Source organism: Streptomyces sp. NPDC020807, from assembly GCF_040641575.1.
Lineage (GTDB): Bacteria > Actinomycetota > Actinomycetes > Streptomycetales > Streptomycetaceae > Streptomyces.
This window is the reverse complement of sequence record NZ_JBFADU010000004.1, coordinates 330,781-345,927: the sequence shown is the minus strand read 5'-3', so window position 1 is coordinate 345,927 and position 15,147 is coordinate 330,781. Positions and strand designations below refer to the sequence as shown.

Annotated in this window: 14 protein-coding genes; 7 read left to right on the top strand and 7 right to left on the bottom strand. The window is 70.9% G+C overall.

All coding sequences use genetic code 11. The features are described 5' to 3' along the window. Positions 1-25: 25 nt before the first annotated feature. The 5 genes from AB0G79_RS09430 to AB0G79_RS09410 form a co-directional block, all read right to left on the bottom strand. Positions 26-703 carry a response regulator transcription factor gene (locus tag AB0G79_RS09430; RefSeq protein WP_360802735.1) on the bottom strand — a complete coding sequence of 226 codons (678 nt, stop codon included), beginning with the start codon at positions 701-703 and terminating at the stop codon, positions 26-28. Then, positions 700-2,064 (bottom strand): sensor histidine kinase, encoded by a 1,365-nt coding sequence (locus AB0G79_RS09425; protein ID WP_360802732.1) that lies wholly within the window; start codon positions 2,062-2,064, stop codon positions 700-702. The genes AB0G79_RS09430 and AB0G79_RS09425 overlap by 4 nt, the downstream gene beginning before the upstream one ends. A gap of 100 nt (positions 2,065-2,164) precedes the next feature. Continuing rightward, positions 2,165-3,043: a DUF4429 domain-containing protein gene (locus AB0G79_RS09420; RefSeq protein ID WP_360802729.1), complete on the bottom strand. Its 879-nt coding sequence runs from the start codon at positions 3,041-3,043 to the stop codon at positions 2,165-2,167. A gap of 74 nt (positions 3,044-3,117) precedes the next feature. After that, positions 3,118-4,332, bottom strand: a complete 1,215-nt coding sequence (locus AB0G79_RS09415) for an alpha/beta hydrolase (protein WP_360802726.1) — start codon at positions 4,330-4,332, stop codon at positions 3,118-3,120. 278 nt (positions 4,333-4,610) lie between these two features. Further along, a complete protein-coding gene (locus AB0G79_RS09410; protein ID WP_360802723.1) occupies positions 4,611-5,237 on the bottom strand; it encodes a TetR family transcriptional regulator in 627 nt (208 codons plus the stop codon). Between the two features lie 116 nt (positions 5,238-5,353). Here AB0G79_RS09410 and AB0G79_RS09405 point away from each other — a divergent pair, with 116 nt between their 5' ends. After that, the gene (locus tag AB0G79_RS09405; RefSeq protein ID WP_360802720.1) at positions 5,354-6,976 is read left to right on the top strand and encodes an MFS transporter; all 1,623 of its coding nucleotides are present in this window, start codon (positions 5,354-5,356) and stop codon (positions 6,974-6,976) included. Between the two features lie 148 nt (positions 6,977-7,124). Continuing rightward, entirely contained in the window at positions 7,125-7,505 is a 381-nt protein-coding gene (locus AB0G79_RS09400; RefSeq protein ID WP_360802717.1) for a peptidase inhibitor family I36 protein, read from the top strand. Here AB0G79_RS09400 and AB0G79_RS09395 read toward each other — a convergent pair. Together AB0G79_RS09395 and aceE are read right to left on the bottom strand one after the other, a co-directional pair. Then, positions 7,486-8,244, bottom strand: a complete 759-nt coding sequence (locus AB0G79_RS09395; protein WP_360803080.1) for a potassium channel family protein — start codon at positions 8,242-8,244, stop codon at positions 7,486-7,488. The two genes, AB0G79_RS09400 and AB0G79_RS09395, sit on opposite strands and share 20 nt — an antisense overlap. A gap of 101 nt (positions 8,245-8,345) precedes the next feature. Continuing rightward, on the bottom strand, positions 8,346-11,078 hold the full coding sequence (gene aceE, locus AB0G79_RS09390) for a pyruvate dehydrogenase (acetyl-transferring), homodimeric type (protein ID WP_360802714.1): 2,733 nt from the start codon (positions 11,076-11,078) through the stop codon (positions 8,346-8,348). Positions 11,079-11,492: 414 nt separating this feature from the next. Here aceE and AB0G79_RS09385 point away from each other — a divergent pair, with 414 nt between their 5' ends. The 5 genes from AB0G79_RS09385 to AB0G79_RS09365 all read left to right on the top strand — a co-directional run bounded on the left by AB0G79_RS09385 (position 11,493) and on the right by AB0G79_RS09365 (position 15,079). Next, positions 11,493-11,915, top strand: a complete 423-nt coding sequence (locus AB0G79_RS09385) for a DUF3052 domain-containing protein (protein WP_360802711.1) — start codon at positions 11,493-11,495, stop codon at positions 11,913-11,915. Between the two features lie 134 nt (positions 11,916-12,049). Further along, a complete protein-coding gene (locus AB0G79_RS09380) occupies positions 12,050-12,508 on the top strand; it encodes a peroxiredoxin (RefSeq protein ID WP_360802708.1) in 459 nt (152 codons plus the stop codon). 171 nt (positions 12,509-12,679) lie between these two features. Continuing rightward, a complete protein-coding gene (locus AB0G79_RS09375; RefSeq protein WP_026058190.1) occupies positions 12,680-13,255 on the top strand; it encodes a TerD family protein in 576 nt (191 codons plus the stop codon). An 83-nt stretch (positions 13,256-13,338) separates the two neighbouring features. Beyond that, the gene (locus AB0G79_RS09370) at positions 13,339-13,914 is read left to right on the top strand and encodes a TerD family protein (RefSeq protein WP_360802704.1); all 576 of its coding nucleotides are present in this window, start codon (positions 13,339-13,341) and stop codon (positions 13,912-13,914) included. 28 nt (positions 13,915-13,942) lie between these two features. Then, positions 13,943-15,079, top strand: a complete 1,137-nt coding sequence (locus AB0G79_RS09365; RefSeq protein WP_360802701.1) for a DUF475 domain-containing protein — start codon at positions 13,943-13,945, stop codon at positions 15,077-15,079. Positions 15,080-15,147 lie beyond the last annotated feature (68 nt).

Genomic DNA, 15,147 nt, shown 5'->3' with positions numbered 1-15,147 from the left:
GGCGGGGTCACTCCTGGGGGCGTGCTCACTCCCCGGGCGTCACGAGCCCCGACTCGTACGCGAAGACCACCGCCTGCGCGCGGTCGCGCAGGTCGAGTTTGGCGAGGACCCGCCCGATGTGGGTCTTCACCGTCTGCTCGGCCAGGACGAGTTGCCCGGCGATCTCCTGGTTCGACAGGCCGCGCGCGACGAGTTGGAGGACCTCCGTCTCGCGCGGGGTGAGCCCGTTCAGACGCAGGGCCGCCGTGTCGCGGCGCGGCGCGGGCCGGGAGGCGGCGAAGTCGGCGATGAGCCGGCGGGTCACGGAGGGCGCGAGCAGGGCGTCACCGGCCGCCACGACCCGTACCGCCGCGATGAGGTCGGCCGGGGGCGCGTCCTTCAGGAGGAAGCCGGAGGCACCGGCGCGCAGCGCCTCGTACACGTAGTCGTCGACGTCGAAGGTGGTCAGCATGAGCACCTTCGGGCGGTGGGTGACCCCGGCCGGCGGGTGGAGGATCTCGCGTGCCGCCGCGAGGCCGTCCATCTCCGGCATCCGCACGTCCATGAGGACGACGTCCGGGTGGACCGAGCGGGCCACGTCCACGCCCTGACGGCCGTCCGGTGCCTCGCCGACGACGTCGATGTCGGTCTGGGCGGCGAGGAGGGCGGCGAAGCCGGCCCGCACCATGGCCTGGTCGTCAACGATGATCACGCGGATGGTCACTGGGTGTCGCCCTCGTCCTTCGAGTCGGTCTCGTTCTCGTCCTCGTCCGTGCCCTCGCCCTCCGGGCGGAGCGGGAGCCGGGCCGCGACGCGGAATCCGCCGTCCGGCAGCGGCCCGGTGTCGAGCGAGCCGCCCGTCAACCGTACGCGCTCCCGCATCCCGACGAGCCCGTGCCCGGTGCCGTCCGCGCCCCGCTCGACCGCGGGACTCCGCTCCTCGGACGGGCCGTTGACGACGAGGACCGTCAGCCAGCCGTCGCCCGCGGCCCGCACGGAGACCCGGGTCGGCGCGCCGGGCGCGTGCCGGACGACGTTGGCGAGGGCCTCCTGCACGATCCGGTACGCCGACAGGTCCACGGCCTGCGGGACGTCCCCGAGGTCGGCGGCGAGCGACAGCTCGGCCGGCACCCCGGCCCGTACGGTCGCCTCGACGAGTTGCTGGACCCGGTCCAGGCCCGGCTGAGGGGCCCGTTCGCCCTCGCTGCCCTCGCTGCGCAGCACCGACAGGAGCCGCCGCATCTCGGCGAGCGACTCGCGCGCGCTCGCCGCGATGGAGGTGAACTCCTCGCGGGCCGCGTCCGGGAGGTCCGGGATGCGGTACGGGGCCGAGTCGGCCTGCACGGTGATCACGGACATGTGGTGGGCGACGACGTCGTGCAGCTCACGGGCGATCCGCGCGCGCTCCTCCAGGAGCGTGCGCCGGGCGCGTTCGGCCTCGCTGATGGTCTCCTGCTCGACGAGCCGCCGCTGCGCGTCGCCACGCGCGCGTACCGCCGAGGTGAGCAGGAGCAGGACGCCGCTGAGGACGAGCAGCAGGATGTGGAGGCTGGTGTCGCCGGCGGGCCGGAAGACCTCCAGGACGAAGCCGGTGGCGCCGGTCGTCAGCCAGACGCCGAAGAGGGCCCGGCGGTGCTCGCGCAGGCCGAGCGCGAGCATCAGGGCGCAGTAGCCGACGACGACCGGCGGGGTCCAGGGCCAGAGGTCCGCCCGGGGGCCGTCCGAGCCGAGGATCGCGAGCGCGCCGAGGACGTCGGCCGGGAAGATGACCCACCAGGCCTGGAGGGGGCGGGAGACGGCGAGCAGGAGCGGCGCTGACTGCGCGGTGGCGAGGGCCCCGGCGAGGGCGCCGTTGACGCCGTAGTCGTTGATGAGGACGGTGGCGGTGGAGGGGAGCAGCGCCGAGACGAAGGCGAGCGCGATGCCGTACGGCAGCAGGCGCACCCAGCGCGAGGAGGCGTCGGCGAGCAGGGGCGCGCCGGGGACGCTCGGGGTGGTGAGTGCCGCCCCGAGCCCCTGGAGCGATGCGCGTGTCCGCTCGCCCGCCCGGCGGATGCGCGGCGTGAGCCGCTGGTCGGTAGCCATGATCCGCCCAGGGTAGGCAGCGGGACCCGCCGTCGACGTCATACCGGGGTGGGCCGTGGGACCCGCTACCCGGGTATGACGTCGGCCTCCCTCGGGTCGCTCACAGCTCGGCGAGCAGTTCCGCCTTCTTCGTCGAGAACTCCTCGTCCGTCACCAGTCCCGCCTGGTGCAGTTCACCGAGGTGCCGAATCCTTTCCGCGACGGCCCCGGGGACGGGGACGGCGGCGTGGAGCGTGTCGGGCGCGGGGGAGGGAGCGGGGATGCGGACCTTGCCGCGGATCGCCGCGAGGACGGCGGCGGCGAAGGGCAGCGACTCGTGCACGGGCCCGTACCCGAGGCCGAAGACGACCGAGGAGGGGTCGCGGTCCGGCTGCGCGACCGGGACCGCCCCGCCGCGCGGCAGCAGGCGGAGGTACCCGTCGACGATGTCCGGCGAGCGCCATTCGACCCCGCTGAGCTCCCGTACGGAGAAGGTCTGGTCGCCGGCCTTCCACTTCTCCGAGGACGCGCCGGTCGAGGACCAGCGGAACGCGACCTCGCCCGTGCCGTCGAAGTGCGCCCGCCCGTCGTACGTCTTGAAGGAGCGGGGTCCGGCGGGCGCGGCGACGAGGAAGCCGTCGGCCCGGTCGTCCGGGCCGGCCTCCGGGGGGAGGAGCGCCCGCAGCTCGTCCCTGTAGTGCGCGGCGAGCGTCTCCCGGTCCGCCGGCAGCACCAGGCGGTACGGGTCGCAGCTCTCCTTCAGCTGCCCCGCGGCAGCCTCCATCAGGGGGTCCGCTCCGGGCCTCGGCACCGCGTGCAGCACGACGGTTCCCCGCTTGCCAGGAGTGAGCGTCACGGCAGCCAGGGCCTCGTGCGGTACGCGTCGTTCGCGCAGCGCGTTGAAGAGCCTCGGCGTGCGGTTCCCCCGGTCGAAGCGGGTGACGAGGGCGTCGCTCTCGAACTCCCAGGTGGCATGAATTCCGGCCAGCACATCACCCATGCGCCTCATCGTAAGCGGCGCGTGCCCCTGCGTCGCCCCCGCGTTTGCGGGGGAAATCCCGTGATCTACGCGCGTCAGGGCCCTTCCCCGCCGGATATTCCACGATGGCAAGCGCTGTCGGCACGTGCACAGATCACGTCATCGAACGCACCGACGCCTATCGCGGCGAAGTTGCCGAGACTGTCCGTACCCGGCTCGAAATAGCCGCCGTGGCCGACCGCTCCGGCCGCCGAGACGAGCCGCGCGCCGAATTCCGGTTCGACCGGGTCCGCGCCGTGCCCGACCCCGCCGACCTCCATGTGCGGCACGTCGGCGATCCAGTCGTCCTCGTCCCGCATCGCCCACACGCGCGCGTGCGTGGCGAGCTCCCCGGCGTGCTCCACCCGCATGCCGGGACTCCCCGCGACGGCCAGGTCCGTGACGCGGGCGGGCAGCCGGGGCGCGGCGAGACCGCACAGGACGGAGCCGTAGCTGTGGCAGAACAGCGCCACGCGCGCGTTCCCCGGCAGCGCCGTCACCATGTCCACGAGGCGTACGGCTCCGTTGGCGGCGAGCCGCCCGGTGATCGCGTCGACGCCGACCCCGGCGGGCGCGGTGTAGTCGGCCCAGGCGATGACGGCGACCCGGGCGGCGGGGTCGGCGCGGCGCTCGGCCTCGTACAGCGACCTGGCCATGCCGACGGGGGCCGCGTACCGGCCGTGGGTCTTCTGGAAGGTGAGGAGGGTCGTGTCGACGCCGGGCACGACGACGGAGACCCGGCGGGCCCGCTCCAGGTCGCCGAGTACCTCGGCGGCGCGTCCCCGGCCGGTCGGGTCGAAGGCGAGGATGCGGCGGTCGGAGCTGAGGAGCGAGGAGAAGCGGTCGACCCGGCGCCGTGCCTCGTGGAGGCCCTCCGCGGAGAGCCGGGGGTCGTCGACGCGGTCGCGTTCGGCGGCGAGGGCCTGGGCGAGCGTGATCCGGTTGGCACGGTAGCGGAGGGCGACGGGGGCGCCGTTGAGGTTGCCGACGACGAGGGGGTGCCGCTGGGCGAGCCGCAGGCCCCCGGCGGGCCCGAGCCGGGCGAAGAAGGCGGCGACCGCGCCGGCCGCGGCGCCGGCCGGATCGGGCAGCGGACGGTGGTCGACGCGGTCGCGCGCCCAGGCGGCGAGGGCGGCCTCGCGGGACGGGCCCGGCGCGGGCCGGTGCCGGATCGTCGTCCAGCCGGTGGTCGCGAGCAGCACGAACACCACGGCGAGCGCGAGGAGCGCGCGCGTGACGGCGGGGGCGAGCGGGGCGTCGACGGTGGTCACGGGCGGCCACCCTACGGGGGTGGTCCGGTGCGCCGGTACGCCGGTGGGGGTGTAGTGCGGAGCGGTACCGGCCGGGTACGGGGCGTGGTGATCTCCGGCCCCGCCGGGGCTACTTGGGGTGGCCCGGGGGCTACGGCCCGTACGGGTCGGCGCCACCGTCCGTCAGGGCCGCCGCCGTGGGTGAGGGCCGCCACCGTGGGTGAGGGCCGTCGCCACCGTGGGTGAGGGCCGCCGCCACCGTGGGTGAGGGCCGCCGTCGCGTCCGCCGCGGGGCTCCGCTACCGCCAGTGCGGTGCGAGCGCCGGGCCGAGGTGGTCCAGGTAGCGCTCGGTGAGCGCGCGGATGGCCGCCAGGCTCTGGTCCGTGCCCCGTCCCCACATCTGGCCGGTCACCCGCATCACGCCGCTGAACGCGGCCACCGCGATCCGGGGGCGCGGGTCCGCGTCGACGTCCAGGTCCTCGCGCTCGGCGACGATCCCCGCGATCGTCTCCTCCAGCTCGGTCGAGCGGCGCAGGTGGGCGGCGAGCAGCGCGGGCGTCGACTCGATCATCCGGAAGGTCCGCAGGTGCAGTTCGACGGGGACGACCTCGGCGATGGCCTCGCCGACGGTGTCCCAGGAGCCGAGGACGGCGTTGCGGAGCGCGTCGAGGGGGGCCTCGGCGGCCGGGCGGGCGCGGAGCGCCTCGATGAAGCCCTCCTCCACCATCTGCTGGACGGCGAAGGCGACCTCCTCCTTGGAGGAGAAGTACCGGAAGAAGGTGCGCTGCGAGACCTCGACGGCGTCGACGATCTCGTCGACGGTGGTCCGCTCGTACCCGTGGGTGGTGAAGAGCTCCAGGGACACCCGGATCAGCGCGTCACGCGTGCGCTGCTTCTTCCGCTCGCGCAGGCCGGGCACGGTCACGTCAGGGGTCCTCTTTTCAGGCATTTCGTCTGCTCAGGGTACCTGTGAGCTACGTGACAGTTACCGTCGCGTGAATCGCTTTGTCAATTGTCAGTGACTGTCATTAGCCTCTTCGCATGACTAGTCAGACCACCATGGAAAAGACGCCGCAGGATCAGGGGGGCGCCCGGGAACCGGTACCGGTCCCGGCGAAGGGACTGCGCGGTCATCCGTGGGTCACTCTGTTCGCCGTGGCGGTGGGCGTGATGATGGTCGCGCTCGACGGCACGATCGTCGCCATCGCCAACCCGGCCATCCAGGCCGACCTCGGCGCCACGCTCGACCAGCTCCAGTGGATCACCAACGGTTACCTGCTCGCGCTCGCCGTCGCCCTGATCACGGCCGGCAAGCTCGGCGACCGCTTCGGCCACCGCCAGACCTTCCTCATCGGCATCGCGGGCTTCGCCGCCGCCTCCGCCGCGATCGGCCTCTCCGACTCCATCGGCGCCGTCATCGCCTTCCGCGTCCTCCAGGGCGTCTTCGGCGCCCTGCTGATGCCGGCCGCCCTCGGCCTGCTCCGCGCCACCTTCCCCGCCGAGAAGCTGAACATGGCGATCGGCATCTGGGGCATGGTCATCGGCGCCTCGACGGCCGGCGGCCCGATCCTCGGCGGCTTCCTCGTCGAGCACGTCAGCTGGCAGTCCGTCTTCTTCATCAACGTGCCGGTCGGCGTCGTCGCCCTCCTGCTCGGCCTCTTCGTCCTCAAGGACCACCGCGCCGAGAACGCGCCGCGCTCCTTCGACGTCCTCGGCATCCTGCTCCTCTCCGGCGCCATGGGCTCGCTCGTCTGGAGCCTCATCAAGGCCGGCGCCGACTGGGGCTGGGGCAGCGGCAAGACCCTCGGCTGCCTGGGCGGTTCGCTGCTGCTCTTCGTGCTCTTCGCCTTCTGGGAGACGAAGGTCAAGGAGCCGCTGATCCCGCTGGCCATGTTCCGCTCCGTGCCGCTCTCGGCCGGTGTCGTCCTCATGGTCCTCATGGCCTTCGCCTTCATGGGCGGCCTGTTCTTCGTCACCTTCTACCTCCAGGGCGTGAAGGGGCTCGGCCCGATCGACGCCGGTCTGCACCTGCTCCCGCTGACCGCGATGATGATCGTCTCCTCGCCGCTCGCCGGCGCCCTGATCACCAAGTTCGGTCCGCGGGTGCCGCTGGTCGGCGGCATGGTCTGCACGGCCGTCGCGATGTTCGGCATGATCACGCTCTCCGCCGGCACCGGCACCCTCGTCATGTCCCTCTGGTTCGCGCTCCTCGGCCTGGGCCTCGCCCCGGTCATGGTCGGCGCCACCGAGGTCATCGTCGGCAACGCGCCGCTGGAGCTCTCCGGCGTCGCGGGCGGCCTCCAGCAGGCCGCCATGCAGGTCGGCGGCGCGCTCGGCACGGCCGTGCTCGGTGCCGTCATGTCGGCGAAGGTGTCGAGCACCTTCGCGGACAACTGGGCCGCGGCCGGCATCCCGGTCCCGGCGGACCCGCGCCTGGAGCAGGCCGCCGAGTTCGGCATGGCCCCGGCCGAGATGGCGAAGGCCCCGGGGATGACCCCCGACCTGTTCGCCACCGTCACCGACGTCATCCACGACACGTTCCTCGACGGCATGGGCCTGGCCTTCACCGTCGCCGGCGCGGTCGCCGTCGTCGCGGCCCTCGTCGCCACGCTCACCAAGCGCGGCGAGAACGCGGAGGCGGGCATGGGCGGCGGCCACATCTGACGCCGCTCCGACCTCGGGGTTCCCGTAGGGGGCCGTCACCCGTTCGCGTGAACGGGGGCGGCCCCTCTTCCGTTGGGGGTCGACCTCCGCCACTCTCGTGATTACGGAGAGTGACGAAGTGAAGTGTGGCGAATCGGGGGTTGAAGACATGCATACGAAAAGCGTTCTGGCGGTGCTCCTCGGGGTCCTTCTGGTGCTGCCGGGGACGGGGAGCGCGACCGCCGCCCCACCGGGGGCCACGACCCTCGGCGCCTGCGGGCCAGGCCGGCTCTGCCTCTGGCCCAAGCCCGACTTCAAGGGGAGGCCGTGGACGTACGAGCTGGCCACGACCGACGTCGACAGCTGCGTCGCCCTGCCGGCCGGCACCTCGGCCCAGTCCCTCGCGAACCGCGCGGGACGCCCGGTGACGACGTACCAGTCGGCCGAGTGCGAGGAGACGGGCGAGTTCGAGACCTACCCGGGCCGCGGGGGTACGTGGGTGCCGCAGGCGCCCTACGAGGTCAGAGCGTTCAAACTGTGGGAGCGGTAGGCGCGGCGGGCGAGGGGATCTCCCGTGGAGCCGCGTCCGACAACCGCGCGACCTCAGCCCGCAGCTCGCGCACCTCGCGGGTGAGCTCCTCCAGGAGCTCGGTCTGCCGCCGCTCCGCCGCGTCGTCCCGGTCGAAACGGGCGATGAACCAGGCCGCGATGTTGGCGGTGACGACACCGAGCAGGGCGATGCCCGACAGCATCAGCCCGACCGCGAGCACCCGGCCGAGGCCCGTCGTCGGCGCGTGGTCGCCGTAGCCGACCGTCGTCATCGTCGTGAACGACCACCAGACCGCGTCCCCGAGCGTCTTGATGTTGCCGTCCGGGGCGTCCCGCTCGACGTGCAGCACGGCCAGCGAGCCGAACATCATCAGCCCGACCACCGCGCCCGCCACATAGGTGGTGAGCGTTATCTGCGGGGCCATCCGGGCCCGCCGGCCCACGAGGAGGAGCGTGGAGACGACCCGCAGCAGCCGCAGCGGCTGCACCATCGGCAGCAGGACCGCGAGCAGATCCAGCGGGTGGGAGCGGACGAAGGCCCAGCGGGCCGGGGCCAGCCCCAGACGGACGACGTAGTCCAGCGCGAAGGCCCCCCAGACGGTCCACTCGACATGGGTGCACAGCCGGTGCACCCACGGTGGGGCTCCGGGGGCGACGATCGGCACCGCGTAGGCGACGCCGAACGCGACGGCGAGCACCAGGAGCGGTGTCTGGGTTCGCTGTTCCCAGCGGAGCTTCATGACGGGCATGAACGGCATCGTAGGGAACGGCGAAGGGCGGCGGGACCAGGTCCCACCGCCCTCACCAGCCGAAACGGACCGTCAGGAGGCCCTCACCGCCGTCAGGCGTCGCCGCCCGCGGCGCCCGGGTCGGCGGCCGCCACGTCCAGGAGCTGGTAGCGGTCCACGGCCTGCTTCAGGGCCGAGCGGTCGACCTTGCCCTGGCGGGCCAGCTCGGTCAGCACCGACAGCACGATCGACTGGGCGTCGATGTGGAAGTAGCGCCGGGCGGCGCCCCGCGTGTCCGCGAAGCCGAAGCCGTCCGCGCCCAGCGAGGTGTACGGGCCGGGGACCCAGCGGGAGATCTGGTCCGGGACCGAGCGCATCCAGTCGGAGACGGCCACGAACGGGCCCTCGGCGCCCTGGAGCTTGCGCGTCACGTACGGGACGCGCTGCTCCTCGTCGGGGTGGAGCAGGTTGTGCTCCTCGACGGCCACGGCCTCGCGGCGCAGCTCGGTCCACGAGGTCGCGGACCAGACGTCGGCCCGGACGTTCCACTCCTCGGCGAGGATCCGCTGCGCCTCGATCGCCCACGGCACGGCGACGCCGGAGGCCATGATCTGCGCCGGGATCGAACCGGCCTCGGCCGGCTTGAAGCGGTGGATGCCCTGGAGGATGCCCTCCACGTCCACGTCCGCCGGCTCGGCCGGGTGCTGGATCGGCTCGTTGTAGACGGTGAGGTAGTAGAAGACGTCCTCGGCGTCCTGGCCGTACATCCGGCGCAGGCCGTCCTTGACGATGTGCGCGATCTCGAAACCGAACGCCGGGTCGTAGGCGACACAGGCCGGGTTGGTCGAGGCGAGCAGCTGCGAGTGGCCGTCGGCGTGCTGGAGGCCCTCGCCGGTCAGCGTGGTGCGGCCGGCGGTGGCGCCGAGCACGAAGCCGCGCGCCAGCTGGTCGGCCATCTGCCAGAACTGGTCGCCGGTCCGCTGGAAACCGAACATCGAGTAGAAGACGTAGACCGGGATCAGCGGCTCGCCGTGCGTGGCGTACGCCGAGCCGGCGGCGATCAGCGAGGCCGTGCAGCCGGCCTCGGAGATGCCGTCGTGGAGCATCTGACCCGTCGGCGACTCCTTGTAGGCGAGGAGGAGTTCGCGGTCCACCGCCTCGTACTGCTGGCCGAGCGGGTTGTAGATCTTGGCGCTCGGGAAGAAGGCGTCCATGCCGAAGGTGCGGTACTCATCGGGGGCGATCAGCACGAACCGCTTGCCGATCTCCTTGTCCCGCATGAGGTCCTTCAGGATGCGGACGAAGGCCATCGTCGTGGCGATCGACTGCTGCCCGGAGCCCTTCTTCGCGGCCGCGTAGGTCTTGTCGTCCGGCAGGACCAGCGGCTTCGACCGCACGACGCGGGTCGGCACGTAACCGCCCAGCGAGCTGCGGCGGTCGTGCATGTACTGGATCTCCTCGGAGTTCCGGCCCGGGTGGTAGTACGGCGGCAGGCCGTCCTCCAGCTGCCGGTCGGTCACCGGGATGTGCAGCCGGTCGCGGAAGCGCTTGAGGTCGTCGACCGTCAGCTTCTTCATCTGGTGGGTCGCGTTGCGGCCCTCGAAGTTGGGGCCGAGCGTCCAGCCCTTGACGGTCTGCGCGAGGATCACCGTCGGCTGGCCGGCGTGCGCCTTCGCCGCCGCGTAGGCCGCGTAGATCTTCTTGTGGTCGTGACCGCCGCGGCCCAGGTGCAGGATCTGCTGGTCCGACATGCCCTCGACCATCGCCCGCAGGCGGTGGTCGTCGCCGAAGAAGTGGTCGCGGATGTAGCCGCCGGTCTCCGTCGCGTACGTCTGGAACTGGCCGTCCGGGGTGGTGTTCAGCCGGTTGACCAGGATGCCGTCGCGGTCCTGCGCGAGCAGCGGGTCCCAGGAGCGGTCCCAGATCAGCTTGATGACGTTCCAGCCGTTGCCCCGGAAGATCGACTCCAGCTCCTGGATGATCTTGCCGTTGCCGCGCACCGGGCCGTCGAGGCGCTGGAGGTTGCAGTTGACGACGAAGGTCAGGTTGTCCAGACCCTCGCGGGCGGCGATGGAGAGCTGGCCGAGCGACTCGACCTCGTCCATCTCGCCGTCGCCGAGGAAGGCCCAGACGTGCGACTTGGAGGTGTCGGCGATGCCGCGCGCCTCCATGTACCGGTTCATCCGGGCCTGGTAGATCGCACCGAGGGGGCCGAGGCCCATCGAGACGGTCGGGAACTCCCAGAAGTCCGGCATGAGCCGCGGGTGCGGGTACGACGACAGGCCGTTCGGGAACTTCGACTTCTCCTGGCGGAAGCCGTCGAGCTGCGTGTCGTCGAGCCGGTCCAGGAGGTACGCGCGGGCGTAGATGCCGGGGGAGGCGTGCCCCTGGAAGAAGATCTGGTCGCCGCCGTCGCCCTCGTCCTTGCCGCGGAAGAAGTGGTTGAAGCCCACGTCGTAGAGCGAGGCGGAGGAGGCGAAGGTGGCGATGTGACCGCCGACGCCGATGCCCGGGCGCTGGGCGCGCGAGACCATCACGGCCGCGTTCCACCGGGTGGCGTTGAGGACCTTGCGCTCGATCTCCTCGTTGCCGGGGAAGAAGGGCTCGTCCTTGGTGGCGATGGTGTTGACGTAGTCCGTGCTGCGCATCTCGGGCACTGCCACGCGCTTCTCGCGGGCCCGCTCGATGAGCCGGAGCATGAGGTAACGGGCCCGCTCACGGCCCCGCTCGTCGACGGCCGCGTCGAGGGAGTCAAGCCATTCCTGGGTCTCTTCCGGGTCGAAATCCGGGACCTGGCTGGGAAGGCCGCCAATGATGATCGGGTTGCGATCGGATCCGGGAGCCACGCTCTTCCTTCGCTGTCGGTGGTACCCACGGGGCCACGGAGTGGTCGGGATGTCCATCGTGTACCCCGTCTGCGCCAGACGTCACATTTACCGAGGGGTAACCCCCAGTGGTCCTCCACGATCGGGGTGCGGTCAAATCGCAACCTTACGCCCATCTCGCGCATGCGTTTCGTCCGGGCGTTCGGCAGACTGAAACCTCAGAAGTTCGTAAACCGGGATGAATCATGTGTGTCTGATCACGGAGAGCGGCCGGAGCGTGCCGGAAGTTGGGGCGAGACGGCCCCAAACGTCACCGTTTCGGCGGTCTCCGCGGCCCAGTACTTGCGCGATGAGCCCCGGCACGTGTGGACTACGGCCAGTGCCGCGCGCCTACGCGTGGCCCACAGAATTTTCCGAATGAGCAGGAGGCAAGCCGTGAGCGCGACCGCGGACCACGCGGAGGAGCGGACCAACCCGGCAGCGAGGCTGGGGTTCGAGCCCGGACAGGTGGTCCAGGAGATCGGCTACGACGACGACGTCGACCAGGATCTCCGTGAAGGCATCGAGTCCGTTATCGCCCAGGACCTCGTGGACGAGGACTACGACGACGTCGCCGACGCCGTCGTCCTCTGGTTCCGCGATGAGGACGGTGACCTCACCGACGCCCTGGTGGACTCCATCGGTCTTCTGGAGGACGGCGGCGTGATCTGGCTGCTGACGCCGAAGACCGGCCGTGACGGCTACATCGAGCCGAGCGATATCAACGATGCCGCGCAGACCGCTGGTCTTTCCCAGACCAAGAGCATCAGCGTCGCCAAGGACTGGGCGGGCGCCCGTCTGGTGGCCCCCAAGCGCTGATCACCACGCTGCGAGGAGCCCCCGCCGACACACCGTCGGCGGGGGCTTTCCCGTACAGGCCGTAGGCTGGCCCCACCGACGCGGTCCGAGGCCGGGCCGTACGGCGAGGCGAGCGTCGAAGGGACACGCAGACGATGGCGATCGAGGTCGGCACCCGGGCCCCGGACTTCGAGCTGAAGGACAACCACGGGCGCACCGTGCGGCTCTCCGACTTCCGCGGCGAGAAGAACGTCGTGCTGTTCTTCTACCCCTTCGCCTTCACCGGCGTCTGCACCGGTGAACTGCGCGAGCTGCGCGACGACCTCCCGGTCTTCGTCAACGACGACACCCAGCTCCTCGCCGTCTCCAACGACTCGATCCACACCCTCCGCGTCTTCGCCGAGCAGGAGGACCTGGACTTCCCGCTGCTCTCCGACTTCTGGAAGCACGGCGAGGCCTCCCGCGCCTACGGCGTCTTCGACGAGGAGAAGGGCTGCGCGGTCCGCGGCACCTTCGTCATCGACAAGGCCGGCGTCGTCCGCTGGACCGTCGTCAACGCCCTCCCGGACGCCAGGGACGCGGCCGACTACGCCAAGGCCCTCCAGGCCCTCTGAGCCCCCGGCGGCCGTCCCGCCGCCGCCTCCCGACGCGTCCACGGGTCGACACCTTCGATTTCCCGGTCGAATCGACTGTTTCGACCGGGAACCCGTCACTAGGATCCAGACGTTGATCCGATGCCAACGCACGACCAGGGGCGCTGCCCCTGAAAACGTATGGAGGGACTCGTGGGAGTCAGCCTCAGCAAGGGCGGCAACGTCTCGCTGACCAAGGAGGCCCCTGGCCTCACCGCCGTGACCGTCGGTCTGGGCTGGGACGTCCGCACCACCACCGGGACGGACTTCGACCTCGACGCCAGCGCCATCCTGGTGAGCGAAGAGGGCAAGGTCCGCAACGACCAGGACTTCGTGTTCTTCAACAACCTGAAGAGCGCCGACGGCTCGGTCGAGCACACCGGTGACAACCTCACGGGCGAGGGCGAGGGTGACGACGAGCAGGTCAAGGTCAGCCTCGCGACCGTGCCGGCGGACGTCGCCAAGATCGTCTTCCCGGTCTCGATCTACGACGCCGAGAACCGCCAGCAGTCCTTCGGCCAGGTGCGCAACGCGTTCATCCGCGTCGTGAACCAGGCCGGCGGCGCCGAGATCGCCCGCTACGACCTCTCCGAGGACGCCTCCACGGAGACGGCCATGGTCTTCGGCGAGCTCTACCGCCACGGCGCGGAGTGGAAGTTCCGCGCGGTCGGCCAGGGGTACGCCTCCGGTCTGCGCGGCATCGCGCAGGACTTCGGCGTCAACGTCTGAGTCCGAGCCTTTCGAACCGTCCGGCGCCGCACCCTCCGTGCGGCGCCGGACGTGCCTCATCACCCTCGGGGAGGAAACCGCACATGGGCGTCACGCTCGCCAAGGGAGGCAATGTCTCCCTCTCCAAGGCCGCTCCCAACCTCGTCAAGGTCCTCGTCGGGCTCGGCTGGGACGCGCGCTCCACCACCGGAGCCCCCTTCGACCTCGACGCCAGTGCCCTGCTGTGCCAGTCCGGCCGCGTGCTCGGCGACGAGTACTTCGTCTTCTACAACCAGCTCCGCAGCCCGGAAGGCTCCGTCGAACACACCGGCGACAACCTCACCGGCGAGGGTGACGGCGACGACGAGTCGCTCATCGTGGACCTGTCCCTGGTCCCGGCCCACTGCGACAAGATCGTCTTCCCCGTCTCGATCCACGAGGCCGACAACCGCTCCCAGACCTTCGGCCAGGTCAGCAACGCGTTCATCCGCGTCGTGAACCAGGCGGACGGCCAGGAGCTCGCCCGCTACGACCTTTCCGAGGACGCGTCCACGGAGACCGCGATGATCTTCGGCGAGCTCTACCGGTACGGCGGCGAATGGAAGTTCAGGGCGGTCGGTCAGGGGTACGCGTCCGGGCTTCGGGGCATCGCTCTAGACTTCGGGGTCAACGTTTCGTAAAGCCCGTAATTTCACGATGGGGTAGACAGTGGTTCTGAAAACCTTCGGCTGGTCGTTCGCGATCACTGCGCTCGGCCTGGTCGCGGCGGTTCTCTACGGGGGGTGGGAAGCGTTCGGGGTCGTCGCGATCCTCTGCGTCCTCGAGATCTCGCTCTCGTTCGACAACGCGGTGGTCAACGCCGGAATCCTGAAGAAGATGAATGCCTTCTGGCAGAAGATCTTCCTCACGATCGGTGTGCTCATCGCCGTCTTCGGCATGCGGCTGGTCTTCCCCGTCGTGATCGTCGCCATCAGCGCGAAGATCGGCCCGATCGAGGCCGTCGACCTCGCGCTCAACGACGCCGAGCGCTACGAGCAGCTCGTGACCGACGCGCACCCGTCGATCGCGGCCTTCGGCGGCATGTTCCTGCTGATGATCTTCCTCGACTTCATCTTCGAGGACCGTGACATCAAGTGGCTCGCCTGGCTGGAGCGCCCGCTGGCCAAGCTCGGCAAGGTCGACATGCTGTCGGTCTGCATCGCCCTCATCGTCCTGGCGATCAGCGCCATGACCGTCGCCACCCACGCCCACCAGCACGGCGGCACGCACATCGACGCGTCGTCGACCGTCCTGCTCTCCGGCGTCTTCGGCCTCATCACGTACCTGATCGTCGGTGGCCTCTCCAGCTTCTTCGAGAACAAGCTGGAGGAGGAAGAGGAGCGCGAGCACGAGGCGGAGGAAGAGGCCAAGCGCACCGGCAAGAAGGTTTCCGCGGTCCAGCTGGCCGGCAAGGCCGCCTTCTTCATGTTCCTCTACCTGGAGGTCCTCGACGCCTCCTTCTCCTTCGACGGTGTCATCGGCGCCTTCGCGATCACCAACGACATCGTCCTGATGGCCCTCGGCCTCGGTGTCGGCGCGATGTACGTCCGTTCGCTGACGGTCTACCTGGTCCGCCAGGGCACCCTCGACGACTACGTCTACCTGGAGCACGGCGCGCACTACGCGATCGGCGCCCTGGCCGTGATCCTCATGATCACCATCCAGTACCAGATCAACGAGGTCATCACCGGCCTCATCGGCGTCGTCCTGATCGGCTGGTCCTTCCTGTCGTCCGTCCGCCGCAACAAGGCGCTCGCGGCGGCCGAGGCGGCCGGGGGCAAGACCGAGGTGTCCTCCGGGGTGTGACACCCCGGGTAACGAGGAAAGCTCTCCTGCGGGGCGGCCGGTGGACCCGGCCGCCCCGCAGGCATGTG

What these genes read in the sequence shown, in the direction of transcription:
- AB0G79_RS09425 (WP_360802732.1), bottom strand. Translation starts at nt 2,064, where the DNA reads ATGGCTACCGACCAGCGGCTCACGCCGCGCATCCGCCGGGCGGGCGAG.
- AB0G79_RS09420 (WP_360802729.1), bottom strand. Translation starts at nt 3,043, where the DNA reads ATGGGTGATGTGCTGGCCGGAATTCATGCCACCTGGGAGTTCGAGAGC.
- AB0G79_RS09405 (WP_360802720.1), top strand. Translation starts at nt 5,354, where the DNA reads ATGACTAGTCAGACCACCATGGAAAAGACGCCGCAGGATCAGGGGGGC.
- AB0G79_RS09400 (WP_360802717.1), top strand. Translation starts at nt 7,125, where the DNA reads ATGCATACGAAAAGCGTTCTGGCGGTGCTCCTCGGGGTCCTTCTGGTG.
- AB0G79_RS09395 (WP_360803080.1), bottom strand. Translation starts at nt 8,244, where the DNA reads ATGAAGCTCCGCTGGGAACAGCGAACCCAGACACCGCTCCTGGTGCTC.
- AB0G79_RS09380 (WP_360802708.1), top strand. Translation starts at nt 12,050, where the DNA reads ATGGCGATCGAGGTCGGCACCCGGGCCCCGGACTTCGAGCTGAAGGAC.
- AB0G79_RS09370 (WP_360802704.1), top strand. Translation starts at nt 13,339, where the DNA reads ATGGGCGTCACGCTCGCCAAGGGAGGCAATGTCTCCCTCTCCAAGGCC.